Origin of the sequence: Trichocoleus sp. ST-U2 (genome assembly GCF_039961875.1) — a bacterium.
In the GTDB taxonomy this organism is placed as follows: Bacteria; Cyanobacteriota; Cyanobacteriia; order Cyanobacteriales; family FACHB-T130; genus FACHB-T130.
In genome coordinates this window covers 256,655-272,511 of record NZ_JAMPJY010000002.1, presented here as the reverse complement: position 1 = coordinate 272,511, position 15,857 = coordinate 256,655, and the positions used below count along the sequence as shown (strand labels likewise).

At 45.8% G+C, this 15,857-nt stretch carries 12 protein-coding genes; 8 read left to right on the top strand and 4 right to left on the bottom strand.

What is annotated here, in order from left to right; all coding sequences use genetic code 11:
* Positions 1-171: 171 nt before the first annotated feature.
* The 3 genes from NC996_RS02500 to NC996_RS02490 form a co-directional block, all read right to left on the bottom strand.
* Complete coding sequence (locus NC996_RS02500) at positions 172-627, bottom strand: DUF29 domain-containing protein (RefSeq protein WP_190685859.1); 456 nt, start codon at positions 625-627, stop codon at positions 172-174.
* Positions 628-752: 125 nt separating this feature from the next.
* Complete coding sequence (locus NC996_RS02495; protein WP_190685855.1) at positions 753-2,675, bottom strand: plasmid segregation protein ParM domain-containing protein; 1,923 nt, start codon at positions 2,673-2,675, stop codon at positions 753-755.
* Positions 2,676-2,813: 138 nt separating this feature from the next.
* Positions 2,814-3,713 carry a hypothetical protein gene (locus NC996_RS02490; protein ID WP_190685852.1) on the bottom strand — a complete coding sequence of 300 codons (900 nt, stop codon included), beginning with the start codon at positions 3,711-3,713 and terminating at the stop codon, positions 2,814-2,816.
* Between the two features lie 713 nt (positions 3,714-4,426).
* Here NC996_RS02490 and dnaK point away from each other — a divergent pair.
* Positions 4,427-6,358 (top strand): molecular chaperone DnaK, encoded by a 1,932-nt coding sequence (dnaK, locus tag NC996_RS02485; protein WP_190432744.1) that lies wholly within the window; start codon positions 4,427-4,429, stop codon positions 6,356-6,358.
* 287 nt (positions 6,359-6,645) lie between these two features.
* Here the strand turns inward: dnaK and NC996_RS02480 are convergent, their stop codons facing one another.
* Positions 6,646-8,307 carry a Ppx/GppA phosphatase family protein gene (locus NC996_RS02480; RefSeq protein WP_190685849.1) on the bottom strand — a complete coding sequence of 554 codons (1,662 nt, stop codon included), beginning with the start codon at positions 8,305-8,307 and terminating at the stop codon, positions 6,646-6,648.
* A 109-nt stretch (positions 8,308-8,416) separates the two neighbouring features.
* Here NC996_RS02480 and NC996_RS02475 point away from each other — a divergent pair, with 109 nt between their 5' ends.
* The 7 genes from NC996_RS02475 (at position 8,417) to NC996_RS02445 (ending at position 15,816) form a co-directional block, all read left to right on the top strand.
* A complete protein-coding gene (locus tag NC996_RS02475; protein WP_190430558.1) occupies positions 8,417-9,301 on the top strand; it encodes a 4-hydroxybenzoate solanesyltransferase in 885 nt (294 codons plus the stop codon).
* A gap of 164 nt (positions 9,302-9,465) precedes the next feature.
* A complete protein-coding gene (locus NC996_RS02470) occupies positions 9,466-9,963 on the top strand; it encodes a TIGR00725 family protein (protein WP_190685846.1) in 498 nt (165 codons plus the stop codon).
* Positions 9,964-10,190: 227 nt separating this feature from the next.
* Positions 10,191-10,796: a superoxide dismutase gene (locus NC996_RS02465; protein WP_190430556.1), complete on the top strand. Its 606-nt coding sequence runs from the start codon at positions 10,191-10,193 to the stop codon at positions 10,794-10,796.
* Between the two features lie 135 nt (positions 10,797-10,931).
* Positions 10,932-11,141, top strand: a complete 210-nt coding sequence (locus tag NC996_RS02460) for a hypothetical protein (protein ID WP_190685843.1) — start codon at positions 10,932-10,934, stop codon at positions 11,139-11,141.
* Between the two features lie 350 nt (positions 11,142-11,491).
* Entirely contained in the window at positions 11,492-13,660 is a 2,169-nt protein-coding gene (ppk1, locus tag NC996_RS02455; RefSeq protein ID WP_190432756.1) for a polyphosphate kinase 1, read from the top strand.
* A gap of 206 nt (positions 13,661-13,866) precedes the next feature.
* Positions 13,867-15,156: a glucose-1-phosphate adenylyltransferase gene (locus tag NC996_RS02450; protein ID WP_190685841.1), complete on the top strand. Its 1,290-nt coding sequence runs from the start codon at positions 13,867-13,869 to the stop codon at positions 15,154-15,156.
* Positions 15,157-15,300: 144 nt separating this feature from the next.
* Entirely contained in the window at positions 15,301-15,816 is a 516-nt protein-coding gene (locus NC996_RS02445) for an AAA family ATPase (RefSeq protein WP_190685838.1), read from the top strand.
* The last annotated feature ends 41 nt before the right edge of the window (positions 15,817-15,857 follow it).

Here is a 15,857-nt window from a genome sequence, read left to right as displayed (position 1 = left end):
TCATCGACAGAGCAAAAAAGTTCTTCTAGACTAAGCATGGGACGAGCCTGTAAAGCTGTTGTGTGATGACTTTTAGCTTACTCGCTTGTCCCTTCCTTATCCCGAACTCAGGTTAATTAGCCTGAATGAGTAGCGCGATCGCTATCTTCAGTCAGAAGGGAAGGCGATCGCTTATTCTGGCAAAAAGTTAGAATCTAAAACTTTTGTGGATGTATAGGGACATAATTGCGGAAATATCTCTAATAGCAGTTCAGTTTCAGCACTCGCCTGTTCAACTGCATCTGCATAAGATTCAGCAAAGACTTCTTCAAGATAAGGCTTGAGGCTGGGAGAATCTTTTAGAGCTTCACGAATGCGTCTGCGATGCTCAACGATACTACCTTTCCAGCTACCGCTTCTTTTCTCTGGCTGAAATTGCCATTTAAGTAAGTGAGTCAGGACAATAATAAGATTACTCTTTAGACTCCGGCGCTCACTTCGTCCCATGTCCTCGATTTCTTCGATTAGATTTTCCCATTCGATATTAGGGTAGTCTCCAACCCGCAACTTTTCTACAGTAGTTTGAATCCATTTCAGGTAGTCCGTCTCGTACAAACTCTGTCGGTTAGCTTCTAGTTCTCTTGTCATAACCGTTTCCTCTCAAAGTCCCGAACTAGCTGACACAAGACTTCTCCCAATGGATTGTCAGTAATATTGTAGCGATCGCTCTCACCCAATCAGCCATAAGCAGCGAGGAAAGAGCGATCGCATCCCTACTGAATGAGAATTACTGCCTCTTCCGCCTTGGTATTTAGAGCTTTTTTCAATTCTTGCCCAACTTTCCCAATCAGTTCGTCAAAAGCTTCCTGATTCTCTGTTAGTTGTTGTCTGAAAACCTTCTCTAACTCAGGTTTCATTTGCTCGCAGGTAGAGTCGATCTTGCTATCGCTCAAAAGAAGAGAACGAGTCCAACTCGGAACATCTACCTTTGTCTTAATTGCTTCTTGGGTTTTACTGCGGGTGATCTCCACTCCTGCGGCAAGAACTGAGGCACCATAGATTAGCACGATGGGCCAGGTCAAATGTCCAGTTAAAATTAGAGCGATGATGCTACCAACAGTCCCTCCACCAATCACCACATTGACGATAAATCCTACCGTTTCGGCAAGAATAGTGTCGCCAATCGATAGGTCAGGACTAACGACATCAGGGTCGATACTTTCCTCAAACCTCAAGCTACTTCTGGGTATCTGAAACTTTTGGCAAATCGGGTCGGTTTCTTCAGCTAATTCTGGTTGGATCTTGCTGTTAAACCAAGTGGCGCATTGAGTATTGACGATTTGCCGAGCGCCAGGACTTTCAATCCACTGCTCCGCCTGCTTTTTCATAGACTCTTCCAAATCAGCCAAAGTGCGTATTTTGTTGTTTTGCCAGTTTTTTAAACTTGGTTGAATTGTGCTTTCAATCAGCCCCTCTGATAGTGGCTTAGCCAGCAATTCGATTAACTCTGGAATATGTTTTTTGACCAGGTGTTTTAACTTCTTTGAGTCAAATAGTGTATTGACCTCTTCTTTAAAAGCAGCAGCACGCAGATCCCATCTTCCTACCCGTGCTAGACCCAAGGCAATGCAGCGTTCGGGTTCTGGATCGGGGCGAACTTGAGTGTCCGGTTCCGGGAATATTTCCTCGCAAATTTGGCGCGTAAATTTCATCCGGGATGCACCCCCAGTCATCAGCAAAAGTTGCGGTACAAAGCCTTGTTGATCCAGCCTTTCTTTCGCCTCGTTTACTGCTTCCCTGAAGGAATGAAGCCAACTCTTGCCACCCAATTCTGGCAAAGGTTGGTTCAAGATTTCATCCATAACCGCTTTATTAACTTGAGGCACAAAGTAAATCTGTTCGTTGATCGACTCAAAGCCGCGTGCAAAGGATTGTGGATTGCTGTATACCTGTTCGTTAGAAAAGTAATCTTCCTTCGCTTTGCGGCAAGCAAGTTCGCAACGCGCTTGGTGATGAGGATATGCCTCGAATACTCGTTCGAGTAATGCTTTTTCCTCGTGGTTAGCGAGAGTCTGGGCAAAAATTGCTTTATCGATTAGAGAAGCTCCCAGCGCATTACTTCCGAAATCTATCGGGATTTCGTGCAAACTTTTAACCAGAGTGAAATCTGTCGTTGAAGAGCCAATATCAACAATTAGCACCGACGATTTAAGTTTGTCATAAGAAAGCTTCCCGGCTTCCTTAGCTTGCATGAAAGCCGCCCGCGACTCTGGGACAACGCTGACTAAAGGAATACCAGATTCCTTCAGTAACTTTTGGTATTCTTCTCGTTCGTCAACAGACCATCCTGAAGGGCATCCGACGTAAAATTGGCTAGTTTCTCCACCTTCAATCTGTTTACTTTCTTTCAAAAGGCGGTAGTAAGTTTCTAGAAACTTGCTGATTGTTTCCCGATAAGTTGGGTCAGTATTTGGTTTTTGTTTGAAAGCGATTTTGAGCTGAGTAACGCCAGCTTGGATTAATGCTTGTTCTCCAATCAGATAACCGATATCGGGATGCCAAGCTAGTGCTGTGATTTGAACTTTTTTATTATTAACTTCAAGCATCCCTGGCGGCTCGATGCTCTCCACTCTCGCCTGAGCGACAGCGGTTTCACCGTGCCCCAGATCGAATCCGATAGTTTCTAAAACTTCCATTTTTATACTTTCCGCTAATCAACCATGTAAATGAGAGTTTTGATCCCCCCAACCCCCCTTGAAAAAGGAGGCTAAGAAAAAAGGGAAATACTATCTAAATGAAGATGCGACTACAAACAGCCACGATGACAAGACATCTTACTCCCTAGCCTCGGAGTATGCTGGCTCAATAACTCGACCGCGTCGGAGCAGGCGATCGCCTTTAAACAAAGCGGGAGTTATCGTTACAGACTCTTTCGCGGCAGGATCGATACTTGGCTCGAAATCAAAATACTCGCGATGCGTATCGTCCCCTTGGTAAATCTGAACCCGAATTCCCTGCTCCATTAAAATCTGTGGCAGCAATTTGGTGAGTTGAAGCGACATCTGGGGTTTCTCTAGAATTGACGCACCCATGAGTCTCTGAAGCAGATTCAACAGTTCTGGTAGCTCTTCTATTCCACTAGCATCCAGCGGTTTTTTTACTTCCTGAGTCCGGGCGACTGCCAAATCAATGGTGTTCAGGGCATCGGTCAGGTTGTCTAGAAAGACTTGGCTATCGACCCGGACGATCGGCTGGGGCGCTTCTACAGGTTGAAGAGAAACTGAATGATTGGCGCGATCGCGTTTATCGATTTGGAACACCACTTCTAGTCCAACCAGCAGAGACACCAGCAAGATATCCATCCAAGCTCCTGGTGCATCTGAAGCCAAGGAGAATAGAGAATCTAAAATGCCTATGCAGATGAGTCCCTGTAGCACTTTCAGGATTATGGTTTTGGGAGAAACCTTTCTGGCTGGGTTAGCACTCTGCTGAGGCTCTGGCTCCGAAATCGCCTCATTGGCAGCGGTGAGAGTCCCCAAGGACTGCCGCAAAGTGTCCAGGAATAAAGAAGCCAGACGTACCTGAGCGACGCTTAACTCGCCAACATAACTGCTCTGAATATTATCGAGTCGCTTTTGAACCAGCTTAACGACCTGCTCCGGGCTAGTTGCCTTATCGATCTCTGTCTGAACTTCGCTCCGTTCTTTGGTAAAAAGTGTATATAGTGTTTTCATCGCAAATTAAGACTTCAGCGTTGCTAAAATATTGAACAATCGGTTATTTTACTAAAATTTTATATGAATACTGAAGCTAGTTTTACAAATTGATTTTTATGTTTTTTTTAGGTCTAGGAAGCCGAGCCGTATTTTATTGAAAAGGTCATTTGTTAAATTTATTTAAATGGTGACAAAGTTAATTTAAAACTTTCTGCCTACCTTGATACTTTATCTATAAAAACTCGGTAAGGGATACTGCTATTTTTTAGCCGGCAGAATTTCTGATAAGAGCTTCCTGTATGGTACTTATCTATAAAGATAACTTTTACGGCTGATTCCAACTTCTACCCTAAGGAACAGCGCGATCGCTAGTGGATTATCAATGGCATTCTAGCGATCGCTTTCAGCAAAATTAGCCTAGAAGCAGTGGAGGCGATCGCCTTGATAGAGTAACCTTGAGCAAAATGAGTTAACTAAACTAAGCTTTACTGTTAAGATAGCTGCCAAATATTTTTATTTCGACTAGAACTGCGAGGCGGAGTTTCGATTGTATAACTTTTTGGGTAAAAGTTAGCAGACTGATGAGAATGCTGAATTCTACTTTAGAGCGAAACTAATAAAAAAGAATTCCCTCTAAGGTACGGAAATGAGAACTCGCCTTGGAGGTATAACCGAACCTACTATTTTTTAAACCGCTGTTAAGCTCAAGCCACCTTTAGACATTGAGCATCATGGGAAAGGTAGCTGGAATTAGTTTAGGTGCGACAAATTCTTGTATTGCAGTGATGGATGGTAAGCAACCCATCGTCATCACCAACGCTGAAGGATTCCGCCTCACTCCTTGTGTTGTAGTTTACACTAAGAACGGGGACAAATTGGTTGGTGGAATTGCCAAACGTAACGCAGGGATGCAGCCAGAAAACAGCTTTTACGCTGTTAAACGCTTTATTGGACGCAAATACGACGAAGTCATCAACGCAGTAGATAAAGTTTCTTATCAAGTTCTACCCGATAACAATGGCGGCATTAAAATCAACTGTCATCGTATAGGCAAAGAATTTACCCCTGAAGAAGTTTCTGCCCAAATTCTGCGTAAACTTGTCGATGATGCCAGCAAATATTTGGGGGAAGAAGTAACTCAAGCGGTTATTACTGTTCCTGCCTACTTCAACGATTTTCAACGTCAAGCCACCAAAGAGGCTGGCAGATTAGAGAATTTAGAAATCCTCCGCGTCATCAACGAACCGACTGCTGCTTGCCTTGCCTACGAACTAGATAAGAAAAATAACGAAACTATCCTCGTCTTTGACTTAGGCGGTAGCACGTTAGATATTAGCATTCTGGAAGTAGGTGATGGTGTATTTGAAGTTTTGGCTAGCCGTAGCGACCCCGATCTTGGTGGTAACAACTTCGACCAAAAAATTATCGATTGGCTGACCAACCAATTTCAAAGTCAAGAAGGTCTCGACTTACGCCAAAATATACAGGCTTCCCAACGGCTTACAGAAGCAGCCGAAAAAGCAAAAATAGAGCTTTCCCTCCTTACGCAAACAGAAGTTGACCTACCCTTTATTACAGCCACCCCAGATGGGCCAAAACATCTCAACGCTACCCTTACTAGAGCTGAATTTGAAGAAATGTGTTCTGAGCTTTTAGCTCGCTGTCGCCTTAACATCGAACAAGTAATTAAACAGGCGAAACTAAGCCTTAGTGACATTAATGTTGTTGTCCTGGTTGGTGGTTCTAGCTGCATTCCGGTTGTCCAAGACTTAGTGCAGGAGGTGACGAATCAAGAACCCTTGAAAAGCATTAACCCGGACGAGGCTGTAGCAATTGGGGCTGCTATTCAGGGGAAAGTAGCCAGAAGAGACAATTCCATTTATTGCATGAGGGATGTCACTCCTTTATCTTTGGGAATCGAAACTATAGAGGGTACTATGACAAAAATTATCTCCCGTCATAGTAATATTCCTGTCATCAAATCTCAAAAGTTTTATACTGCAACTTATGGGCAAACCAGTGTAGAAATAAATATTTTAAGGGGTGAACGAGAATTCGCTAAAGATAACCAGAGTTTGGGGATTCTTCGATTAGATGGGCTTTCTTTGGAGAGAACAGAAATTCAAGTAACTTTCGACCTTGATGCCAATGGTATTCTGAATGTTTATGCCAAAGAAATAAGCACCGGAAAAGAGCAATTAATTAGCATTATCGGCGCTGCCACTATCCCTGCAACTGAAGTGGAGAGTATGGTGAGAGATGCAGAACGCAATGCTGAAGCCGATCGCATACTTCGCCAAAAGATTGACATGGCGAACTTGATAGAAGCTCGTAAAAATGAGGGACAAAAACTTAAAAGTTACTCTTTGAAACTAACCTCCAACGATAACTCAGATTTCAAGACTGGAGATTTTACCAAGATGAATGATGCTTATCGGGTTCTTTTTAATTTGACGAATAACTTGGTAGAGCAAGTGCTTGCCGCCCAGAAAAGGCAAATCGAAGGACTATTAAAGAATTTGGAGAAAGCGATCGCTCAAGGGAATTATGATGAGATCAAGTCGCTTGGTAATGAATTGCAACAACTCATGATGCAGATAGGTGATGCTGCTTCACCAAGAGCGATCGCGACTATTGACGATGAATTCTATGAAGTGATTTGAGCTGCGAAGGGTAGATATTCTACCCTTCCTCAGAGCGATCGCATCTTAATATCGCTTTCTTTTTGTGACGTTACACATCAGATTCCTCAACCCCGGCTCAATGGCGGCAGTAAACGGCTTTGTTGTAGCTATATGAAGTAGTATTCTCTTTCCTCCCTTAGCTGAGTAACTGGAAATTTTAGAGCCGGGATTTTATTTGCCAGATCGTTTCAAAGCTTGAAGATTCCGTGTTATTTGAGACGCAGACTTTTGATTTTTGACGATTGCTCGAAAAGCTCTTTATTGAGCTATTGGCTAATTGGAACAGCAATAGCATTCAAAACTGGCAGTAGTTTAATGCCGTACTCTGCCTCAAAAACGTCTTTTTTATAATCTAAACTCCAGATTTCTAAGGCACAATCATCATCGAGCTGAGTTGGCTTTAGGTGAAGCTGAAGTTCTTTCGTTTCTGCGTTGTATTCGCACTGCACTTGCCGAATTGCACCAATTTGTCTCCGGTCAAGAGCAACTGCTAATCTGAGCAAGGCACTCAACTGAGCAACGATCTGTCGGTGCTGTTTAGTCGGCAGATTTTGATAGTTCTCGTGCTTTTTCCTCGGCGCACTCTTGCGGTGATAGCGGGCTAAATTCGCAATTACATCAATTTCGGCTTCCGTATAGCCTAAAAGTTCACCATTGCGAATTAAGTAAAAAGAGTGTTTGTGGTGGGAAGAATGACTGATATGGTGTCCGCAATTGTGTAAAATTGCGGCTGCCCACAGTAGTTCCCGTTCTTCTGAACCCCAATGGTGGAGGATGCCTTGGGTTTGGTCAAATAAGCTAAGGGCGAATTCTGCAACTCGCTGAGAGTATTCCAGGTTGACACCGTATTTGCGGGCGGTTTTGATTACATTACGCTCGCGTACAGAACTTTGGTAGCGCAGCTTGTCTTCGATTAAGCCGTGAGCGAGCATCCAATCGACGATCACTCCTTCCCGGAGACTCCGTTCGCAGACCGTTAGCAATTCAGCGCCTAGCAGCGTCATCGCTTCTTGTAAAATAACCGCCCCGGCAACAATAATTTCTGACCGCCGCTCTGACATTCCTGGTATGGCGGCTCGTTCTAAGTAATTGAGCCTTCGCAAGCGATTCACTAAGTCTCTCAAGTCATTAAGACTCAGCTGGTAGCCATTTAGCGAAAAGGGGTTAGTACCTAGTTTTTCTCGCGCGTGTATCGTCACCAGCGTCTCAATCGTCCCGGACGTTCCCACTAAACGCGGCTGTTCCCCTGGTTGGAGAACTGCCCGCAATTCATCAACGGCTCGTTCTAGCTGTCCGCGCACATAAGCTTGTAGGGACTGAAATTCGCCATTGCTGATGGGATCGGTGGTAATAAATTCTGCGGTTAGTCGGACTGCACCGACTTTAGTGCTGCTGAGCGATCGCGGTTCGTGACTATCCCCTAAAATTAACTCGGTCGAACCGCCGCCAATGTCAATAATGATGTGGGGATGGTTATTTAATTCCATTCCCGACAGCACGCCTAAGTAAATTCTCCGGGCTTCTTCTTGACCGGAAACCAGGTTGACAGATAAGCCTAAGTCTGATTCTACTTGTTTTAAAAAGTCTCGCCCGTTGGGGGCTTCTCTTACCGCACTGGTTGCCACGGCGATTATTTGTTCAGCGTTAAGACTTTTGGCAATTCCCTGGAAGCGGCGCAGGGCTGCGATCGCTCGTTCCATTGCCGCTGGCGTCAGATTGCCCGTCTTTTTATCGCGATCGCCCAGTCTCACCGTGTCTTTTTCTCTGGCAATAATCGAAAAAGCAGGCAGCTTGGGTTGAATTTGCACGACCACCATGTGCAGGGAATTGGTACCTAAGTCAATCGCAGCGAGAATCCGATCTCGATCCATGCTAGGAGTTGAAACACCCGCAGAATTATCTTTAGCGTTGGCAACTAAATTGACCATTTCGATGTATCCAGGGTTGCAGAACCAGCCGAGATTTGATGAATAAGGATATTCTATAGGGGATAAAGATGTGATTAATGATATTTCTGGATACTCATTTTTCTAGACCATGCTGACCCAGCAAGAACACAAAGAAACAGAACCCACCTGGCTGACAGTCGTCCGGCTTTTGAGATGGGATAAGCCAGCAGGACGCCTGATATTGATGATTCCGGCACTCTGGGCGGTCTTTCTGGCAGCAGCAGGAAAGCCACCGTTACCGCTGGTAGGCGTGATTGTACTGGGTACTTTAGCGACCAGTGCTGCCGGGTGCGTCGTCAATGATTTGTGGGATCGGGATATCGATCCGCAAGTAGAAAGAACGCGATCGCGTCCCCTCGCCTCTCGCGCTTTGTCGGTCAAAACTGGCATCGTCGTTGCCTTGGTAGCGATGAGTTGCGCTGGGGTTCTCGCACTCTACCTTAATTCCCTTACTTTCTGGTTGTGCGTGGCGGCAGTTCCCGTAATTATTTTCTATCCCACCGCCAAGCGGGTGTTTCCAGTGCCTCAGCTAGTGCTGTCGATTGCTTGGGGTTTTGGCGTGCTGATTAGCTGGACTGCTGTAACTGCCAAGCTAGAAGAACCCACCTGGATTTTATGGGGCGCGACGGTACTCTGGACACTTGGATTTGACACCGTTTATGCCATGTCAGATCGGGAAGATGACCGGCGGATTGGCATTAATTCCAGCGCTTTATTTTTTGGCAATTATGCGGCTGAAGCTGTTGGTGTCTTCTTTACTGGCACGGTTATTTTGCTTGAATGGCTGGGAATTGTGATGGATCTAAAGCTTAGCTTTTGGATCGCTTTGAGTTTGGCAACCTTAGCTTGGATTTGGCAATATTCTCGCCTCAGCCGGAAAGATATCCCAACGCCAGTATATGGGGAAACTTTTCGCCAAAATGTTTGGATTGGTTTTGTTTTACTGGCTGGAATGATTGTTGGTTCTCTGTAGGTTTGAGTAAGTTTTTTGAAGATAAAGAACGCAAAGGCGATCGCAAAGATACGCTGAGGAAAATGCTAATTTATTGCACTTCTATTACTTTGCGTACCTTTGCGTAAAACTCTGCGTACCTCGGCGTTAAAAATTTCAACGCTTAGGAGTAAGGTCAGCTTGCCATGAAAAAAACCCTAATTGGCGTTATGGGACCAGGAGCCAACGCCACAGAAACTGACTTAGAAAACGCTTATAAACTCGGTCAATTCATCGCCCAAGAGGGATGGGTTTTGCTGACTGGCGGCAGAAATGCTGGTGTGATGGATGCGGCGAGTAAAGGAGCAAAATTTGCTAATGGTTTAACAATTGGCGTTCTTCCCACTAACGATACCAGCACGGTTTCTGATGCCGTAGATATTGCAATTGTTACCGATATGGGAAATGCGAGAAATAATATTAATGTCCTTTCTTCTGATGTTGTGATTGCCTGCGGCATGGGTGCAGGAACCGCTTCGGAAATTGCCTTAGCTTTGAAGAACCATAAAAAAGTGATTTTATTAACGAATCATCCAGAAAGTAAAGCTTTTTTCCAAAGCTTGTCTGAAGACTCTATTTTGATTGCCAATACTCCAGCAGCGGCAATCGAAATGGTTAGAGGAGTTTTGAGCGATCGCCATTAATTATCCCTTTGGGTAGATGCACCAGGGAGAAATTAGTGGAGAGTACAGCCTAAATTGGCACAAAGCGTTGATTTTGGCTGTCTCTCGACTTTTAAGGTACAATCCAGTGGTTAAGTTTTATATCGCTAGCGATCGCAACCTCGATCGGACGAGACTTAGATCCTTAAGAAGAAAAAACTTCTCCCTTAGTTTTAAGCTAGAAAGCAGTTAGCAGAGGATTGAACACAATGGCATTTGAATTACCCCCTTTACCTTACGATCAAGACGCTTTAGAGTCGTCAGGTATGTCGGCGCGGACACTTGAGTTCCATTACGGCAAGCATCACGCTGCTTACGTGAACACTCTCAACAATCTAGTTAAGGACACAGAACTAGCCGACAAGTCGCTTGAAGAAATCATCAAGGCAACCTACAAAGCATCAGACAAAGCTGCTGTATTCAACAACGCTGCTCAGGTATGGAATCATACCTTCTATTGGAATGGCATCAAGCCAAATGGAGGCGGCAATCCGAGTGGCGAACTAGCGGAAAAAATTAACGCCAGCTTCGGTAGCCTTGACAAATTCAAAGAAGAGTTCAAAAATGCCGGAGGCACTCAATTCGGTAGTGGTTGGGCTTGGCTAATCAAGGATGGCGATACCCTAAAAGTAACTAAGTCTCCGAACGCAGAAAACCCGATTGCCTACGGGCAAACTCCCTTGCTAACAATGGATGTTTGGGAACACGCCTACTATCTGGATTACCAGAATAGTCGTCCCAACTTCATGCAGAACTTTGTTGACCACTTGATCAACTGGGACTTTGTTGCCCAAAATTTATCGGCTGCTGCTTAAATAACAGCTGATGTTTCAGTTACATCAAATTTAATCATCTGGAAAACAGCCACGTTAGTAGTGGTTGTTTTTTTATTATCTGTAAACTTCGGCTGCCTGTATCTTTAAAGAAGATAAATTCCCACTAGATAAATCATGGATAGCAAAGAACTAGCCCAATACATTGAAGCCACAGATAGCATTTCCAAGCCTTGGCTATTAGTGCAATTGCGGCTAAAAAAACTCCAAGAACGCCGCCCGACTATCTCACCAGAGGAATATGTTCAAGAATTAGGAGATATTCATCAGGACTTGATGAATCTGGGTGAGTGGTGGCGGGGAAGGGAAGATGAGGTATTTGGTTAATAAGACTCATCGAATCGCTATCGTCAGATGGGCAGAGGCTTGGCAACCCGTGCGGGTGAAGTATCCAGTTAAAGGAGGGAGTAGCGATCGCTCGCCCGGAGCCTGCCTTGAGAGCATAAACCTATCGCTTTTGCATGAGGTCATGATATTTAACGCCTTTCTGTAGATAGGTTTTGGGTCATCTAAGTCAGGATACGATGAATTAATAACACAGCCAGAATTAAGATAAGCGCATTTTAAAAATGAGTGCTAAAACAATCAGCGCGAATCTGCGATCAATTCAGATGGAATTCACTGGTTGGTGTTGCAAGTAACAATGAATACCTGCCAGCCTGACTGCCATTAGAATTATGTCAAAAGCGAAAAAGACCGCAGCAACACACCATAATATTGACCTAAACCATCCGCAGTACTATTTCAACCGCGAACTCAGCTGGTTGGAGTTTAACAATCGAGTTTTGCATGAAGCGATCGATCCTCGGACGCCGCTGCTAGAACGCCTGAAATTCATGGGGATTTTTAGTGCCAACTTCGACGAATACTTCATGGTGCGCGTTGCTGCTCTTAAGCAACAGGTGGAAGCAAAAGTGAGCCAGCTGACGCCCGATGGTCGGACGCCAAGCGACCAGCTAGAAGAGATTAGCTTGGCAGCGCGACCTCTGGTAGCACAACAGCATCAACACTTTGAGAAAGCATTGCGACCCTTGATGACCGCGCAAGGCATTCATCTTCTAGACTACGTGGATCTGAACCAGGAACAGCGGGCTTACCTGCAAAACTATTTTGAAGAGCAAATTTTCCCAGTTCTGACCCCCTTAGCCGTCGATCCCAGCCATCCTTTTCCCTATATGTCTAACCTCAGTCTGAATCTGGCTGTGGTGGTGAAAGACCCAGATACGGGGGAAGAACTGTTTGCTAGAGTGAAAGTCCCAAAAGTTTTACCTCGATTTTTGCCCTTACGGTTGGAGTCCGGGCTGGGAAGTCGGTCGTCTGGACTCGAAGAGGAACGATTCCGGAATGAACGCCTGATTTGGATGGGTGTGCCCCTAGAACAGGTAATTGCTCATAATCTAGAGTCACTGTTTCCGGGGATGAATATCCAGGAATATCACCCCTTCCGAATCACTCGTAATGCAGATTTGGAGGTGGAAGAAGATGAAGCCGACGATCTGATGCTAGCGATTGAGCAAGAACTGCGTAAGCGTCGGGTGGGTGGTTCGGCGGTACGGATGGAAATTCAAGCTTCAATGCCCGAATCCATGAAAGGGATGCTGATGCGGGAACTGGGGCTGTTGGAGCGGGATGTTTACGAGGTGGACGGGCTATTGGGGCTGGCAGACTTGATGTACTTCATGCAATTGCCACTCCCGGAACTGAAAGACCCTGTGTGGACGCCAGGGATACCCCCACGCCTGCGGCGGCTCAGTGAAGGAGATTTGGATGAGGGAGAAGATATTTTCTCGGTCATTCGCACCGCAGATTTGATGGTTCACCATCCTTATCAATCTTTTGGAGGAACGGTACAGCGCTTCATTACCCAAGCGGCAATCGATCCAAATGTGCTGGCGATTAAAATGACTCTCTACCGAACATCTGGGGACTCGCCGATTCTCAATGCCCTAATTACAGCGGCTGAGCATGGCAAGCAAGTAGCGGTTCTGGTGGAACTAAAAGCCCGTTTTGATGAAGAGAACAATATCAACTGGGCACGCAAGTTAGAACAAGCGGGCGTTCATGTGGTCTATGGGTTGGTGGGTTTAAAGACGCATACCAAAGTGGTTTTGGTGGTACGCCGAGAAGAAAACCAAATTCGCCGGTATGTCCACATCGGCACGGGGAACTATAATCCCAAAACCGCTCGGATTTATACAGATGTGGGGCTATTAAGCTGCCGTGAAGACTTGGGGGCGGATTTGACGGATTTGTTTAATTACTTGACGGGTTACTCGCGGCAACGGTCTTACCGCAAGTTGTTGGTGTCGCCGGTGAACTGCCGCGATCGCTTTTTGAGCTTGATCCGCCGCGAGATAGAACATTGCCATCATGGCAAAAGCGGTCGAATTGTCGCCAAGATGAATTCACTGACAGATCCCCAACTCATTGCCTCGCTTTACGAAGCTAGCATCGCTGGGGTAAAAATCGATTTGATTATCCGCGGAATTTGCTGTCTGCGACCCGGTGTGGAAGGAGTCAGTGAAAATATCCGGACGATTAGTGTTGTCGGGCGTTATCTAGAACACTCGCGGATTTTTTACTTTCAAAATGCTGGCAGTGAGGAAGTTTATATCGGCAGTGCTGATTGGATGCGCCGCAACTTGGATCGACGAGTAGAAGCGATCGCGCCAATAGAAGATCCCGAAATTTCTAAAGATTTACAAGAAATCTTAGGAATTATGCTCGCCGATAACCGTCACGCTTGGGATTTACAACCAGATGGTCGTTACATCCAACGCCACCCCGGTGACAAGGAAAGAGAACAAAGTGCCCAGAAAATTTTGATGGAAATGGCACTGCAATAGGGCGGTGGGAAATGAGCGTGTTGAGTTTTGAATTTTGAGTTTTGAATAAAAAAGAGTGCTTTAATTCAAAACTCAACACTGATTCCTTGAAACTTTTTCCGAATTATCCATAACCCCTAACATCGATTCCCCCTCCCCCCCTTGCCAACTGCTCCAGACCGTCCGACACTGGTTTTGGGAGTTGACTGGCAATCGAGAGGTTTGAAGTGAAAAAAGTTCTAAGCATTATTCTCGGAGGTGGCGCTGGCACCCGCCTTTACCCGCTGACCAAGTTGCGAGCGAAGCCAGCCGTGCCTCTGGCAGGAAAGTATCGCCTAATCGATATTCCAGTCAGTAATTGCATTAACTCAGAAATTTACAAAATCTACGTTCTGACCCAATTCAACTCAGCTTCCCTCAACCGCCATATTGCCCGCGCCTACAGTTTCGCAGGGTTCACAGAAGGGTTTGTGGAGGTGCTAGCCGCCCAGCAAACGCCAGAAAACCCCAACTGGTTCCAAGGCACTGCCGATGCTGTCCGTCAGTATCTCTGGCTGTTGGATGAGTGGGATGTTGATGAGTACCTGATTTTGTCAGGAGATCATCTCTACCGCATGGACTATCGCCAGTTCGTGCAACGCCACCGCGACACTAATGCCGATATCACCCTCTCCGTTGTGCCAATGGATGAGCGACGGGCGTCCGATTTCGGCTTAATGAAAATCGATGATACCGGACGGGTGATAGATTTCAGCGAAAAGCCTAAAGGCGATGCTCTCAAAAAGATGCAGGTCGATACGACAACGCTGGGATTGAGTGCGGAACAAGCGAAGAAAAATCCCTACATCGCCTCAATGGGGATTTATGTCTTCAAAAAAGACGTGCTGATGCATCTGCTGCAAACTAACCAAGAGCGAACCGATTTTGGTAAGGAGATTATCCCCGCTTCGGCGCAGGATTATAACGTTCAAGCTTATTTATTTAATGACTACTGGGAAGATATTGGAACGATGGAGTCGTTCTACGAGGCGAACTTGGCTCTCACCAGACAACCGCAGCCGCCTTTTAGTTTCTACGATGAGGATGCTCCGATTTACACTCGCGCTCGTTACTTACCGCCCAGTAAGCTGTTAGATTGCCAAATCACCGAGTCGATAATTGGGGAAGGCTGCATCCTGAAAGAATGCCGGATTGAGCATTCAGTTTTGGGAGTGCGATCGCGCATTGAATCGGGTTCCTTAATTGAAGACTCCCTCGTCATGGGTGCCGACTTATACCAACCCTTCGCCGAACGACAAGCTCACTGTGAAGACGGTAAAGTTCCCTTGGGAATTGGTTCGGACACCCGGATTCGCCGCGCTATCATTGACAAAAACGCTCACATTGGTTGCAATGTGCAAATCATTAATAAAGACAGGGTGGAAGAAGCCAACCGCGAAAGCGAAGGTTTCTACATCCGTAGCGGGATTGTTGTGGTACTGAAAAATGCCGTGATTCCCGATGGAACCGTCATTTAGGGTGGAAATTAGTACCGGGAGTTGCTAATTGGGAAAAAGTTGAAGTAGAGACGCGATTCTCGCGTTTGAATTTGGGTTTTGAATTAAAGAACTCTCTTTAACTCAAAACTCAAAACTCTAATTACCCACTCCCAACACCGAAACATGACTCGATTAATTCTCCTAATTGGGTTGCCCGGTAGCGGCAAATCTTCTCTAGCACAACAGCTCGTAGCAGAATGGCCTCAGCATCGGCTGATTGCCACAGACGCGATCCGGGAACAACTGTTCGGGGATGAAGCGATTCAAGGGTCGTGGCTGTTGGTGTGGAGCGAAGTACAGCGCCAATTCAGGCAAGCAGTTGAGGAGAATAGACAAGCGATTTTCGACGCGACGAATGCGGCTCGTAAACATCGCCGGGAAGCGATCGCTACTTCTCGCGATCGCGGTTTTACCCACATTACCGGCTTGTGGCTGGATACGCCAGTGCAGGAATGTCTAGAAAGAAATCGATTAAGACTGCGCCAAGTCCCGGAAGAAGTTATTTTACAGATGCATCGCCAACTGGTAGACGCTCCGCCCACCCTAGCTGATGGACTCGATCGTTTAATTCGTTACTCAGCGACAAGTACGGAAATCGCGATCGCATCAGTGAGGAAAAGCCGAACTTATATCCATTGACTGATTTGATACCCTATCTCTGAGAAGGTAAAAAATAAAAC

Coding starts and splice junctions, on each gene's coding strand:
- NC996_RS02500 (WP_190685859.1), bottom strand. CDS start 627: ATGACAAGAGAACTAGAAGCTAACCGACAGAGTTTGTACGAGACGGAC.
- NC996_RS02495 (WP_190685855.1), bottom strand. CDS start 2,675: ATGGAAGTTTTAGAAACTATCGGATTCGATCTGGGGCACGGTGAAACC.
- NC996_RS02490 (WP_190685852.1), bottom strand. CDS start 3,713: ATGAAAACACTATATACACTTTTTACCAAAGAACGGAGCGAAGTTCAG.
- dnaK (WP_190432744.1), top strand. CDS start 4,427: ATGGGAAAGGTAGCTGGAATTAGTTTAGGTGCGACAAATTCTTGTATT.
- NC996_RS02480 (WP_190685849.1), bottom strand. CDS start 8,307: ATGGTCAATTTAGTTGCCAACGCTAAAGATAATTCTGCGGGTGTTTCA.
- NC996_RS02475 (WP_190430558.1), top strand. CDS start 8,417: ATGCTGACCCAGCAAGAACACAAAGAAACAGAACCCACCTGGCTGACA.
- NC996_RS02470 (WP_190685846.1), top strand. CDS start 9,466: ATGAAAAAAACCCTAATTGGCGTTATGGGACCAGGAGCCAACGCCACA.
- NC996_RS02465 (WP_190430556.1), top strand. CDS start 10,191: ATGGCATTTGAATTACCCCCTTTACCTTACGATCAAGACGCTTTAGAG.
- NC996_RS02460 (WP_190685843.1), top strand. CDS start 10,932: ATGGATAGCAAAGAACTAGCCCAATACATTGAAGCCACAGATAGCATT.
- ppk1 (WP_190432756.1), top strand. CDS start 11,492: ATGTCAAAAGCGAAAAAGACCGCAGCAACACACCATAATATTGACCTA.
- NC996_RS02445 (WP_190685838.1), top strand. CDS start 15,301: ATGACTCGATTAATTCTCCTAATTGGGTTGCCCGGTAGCGGCAAATCT.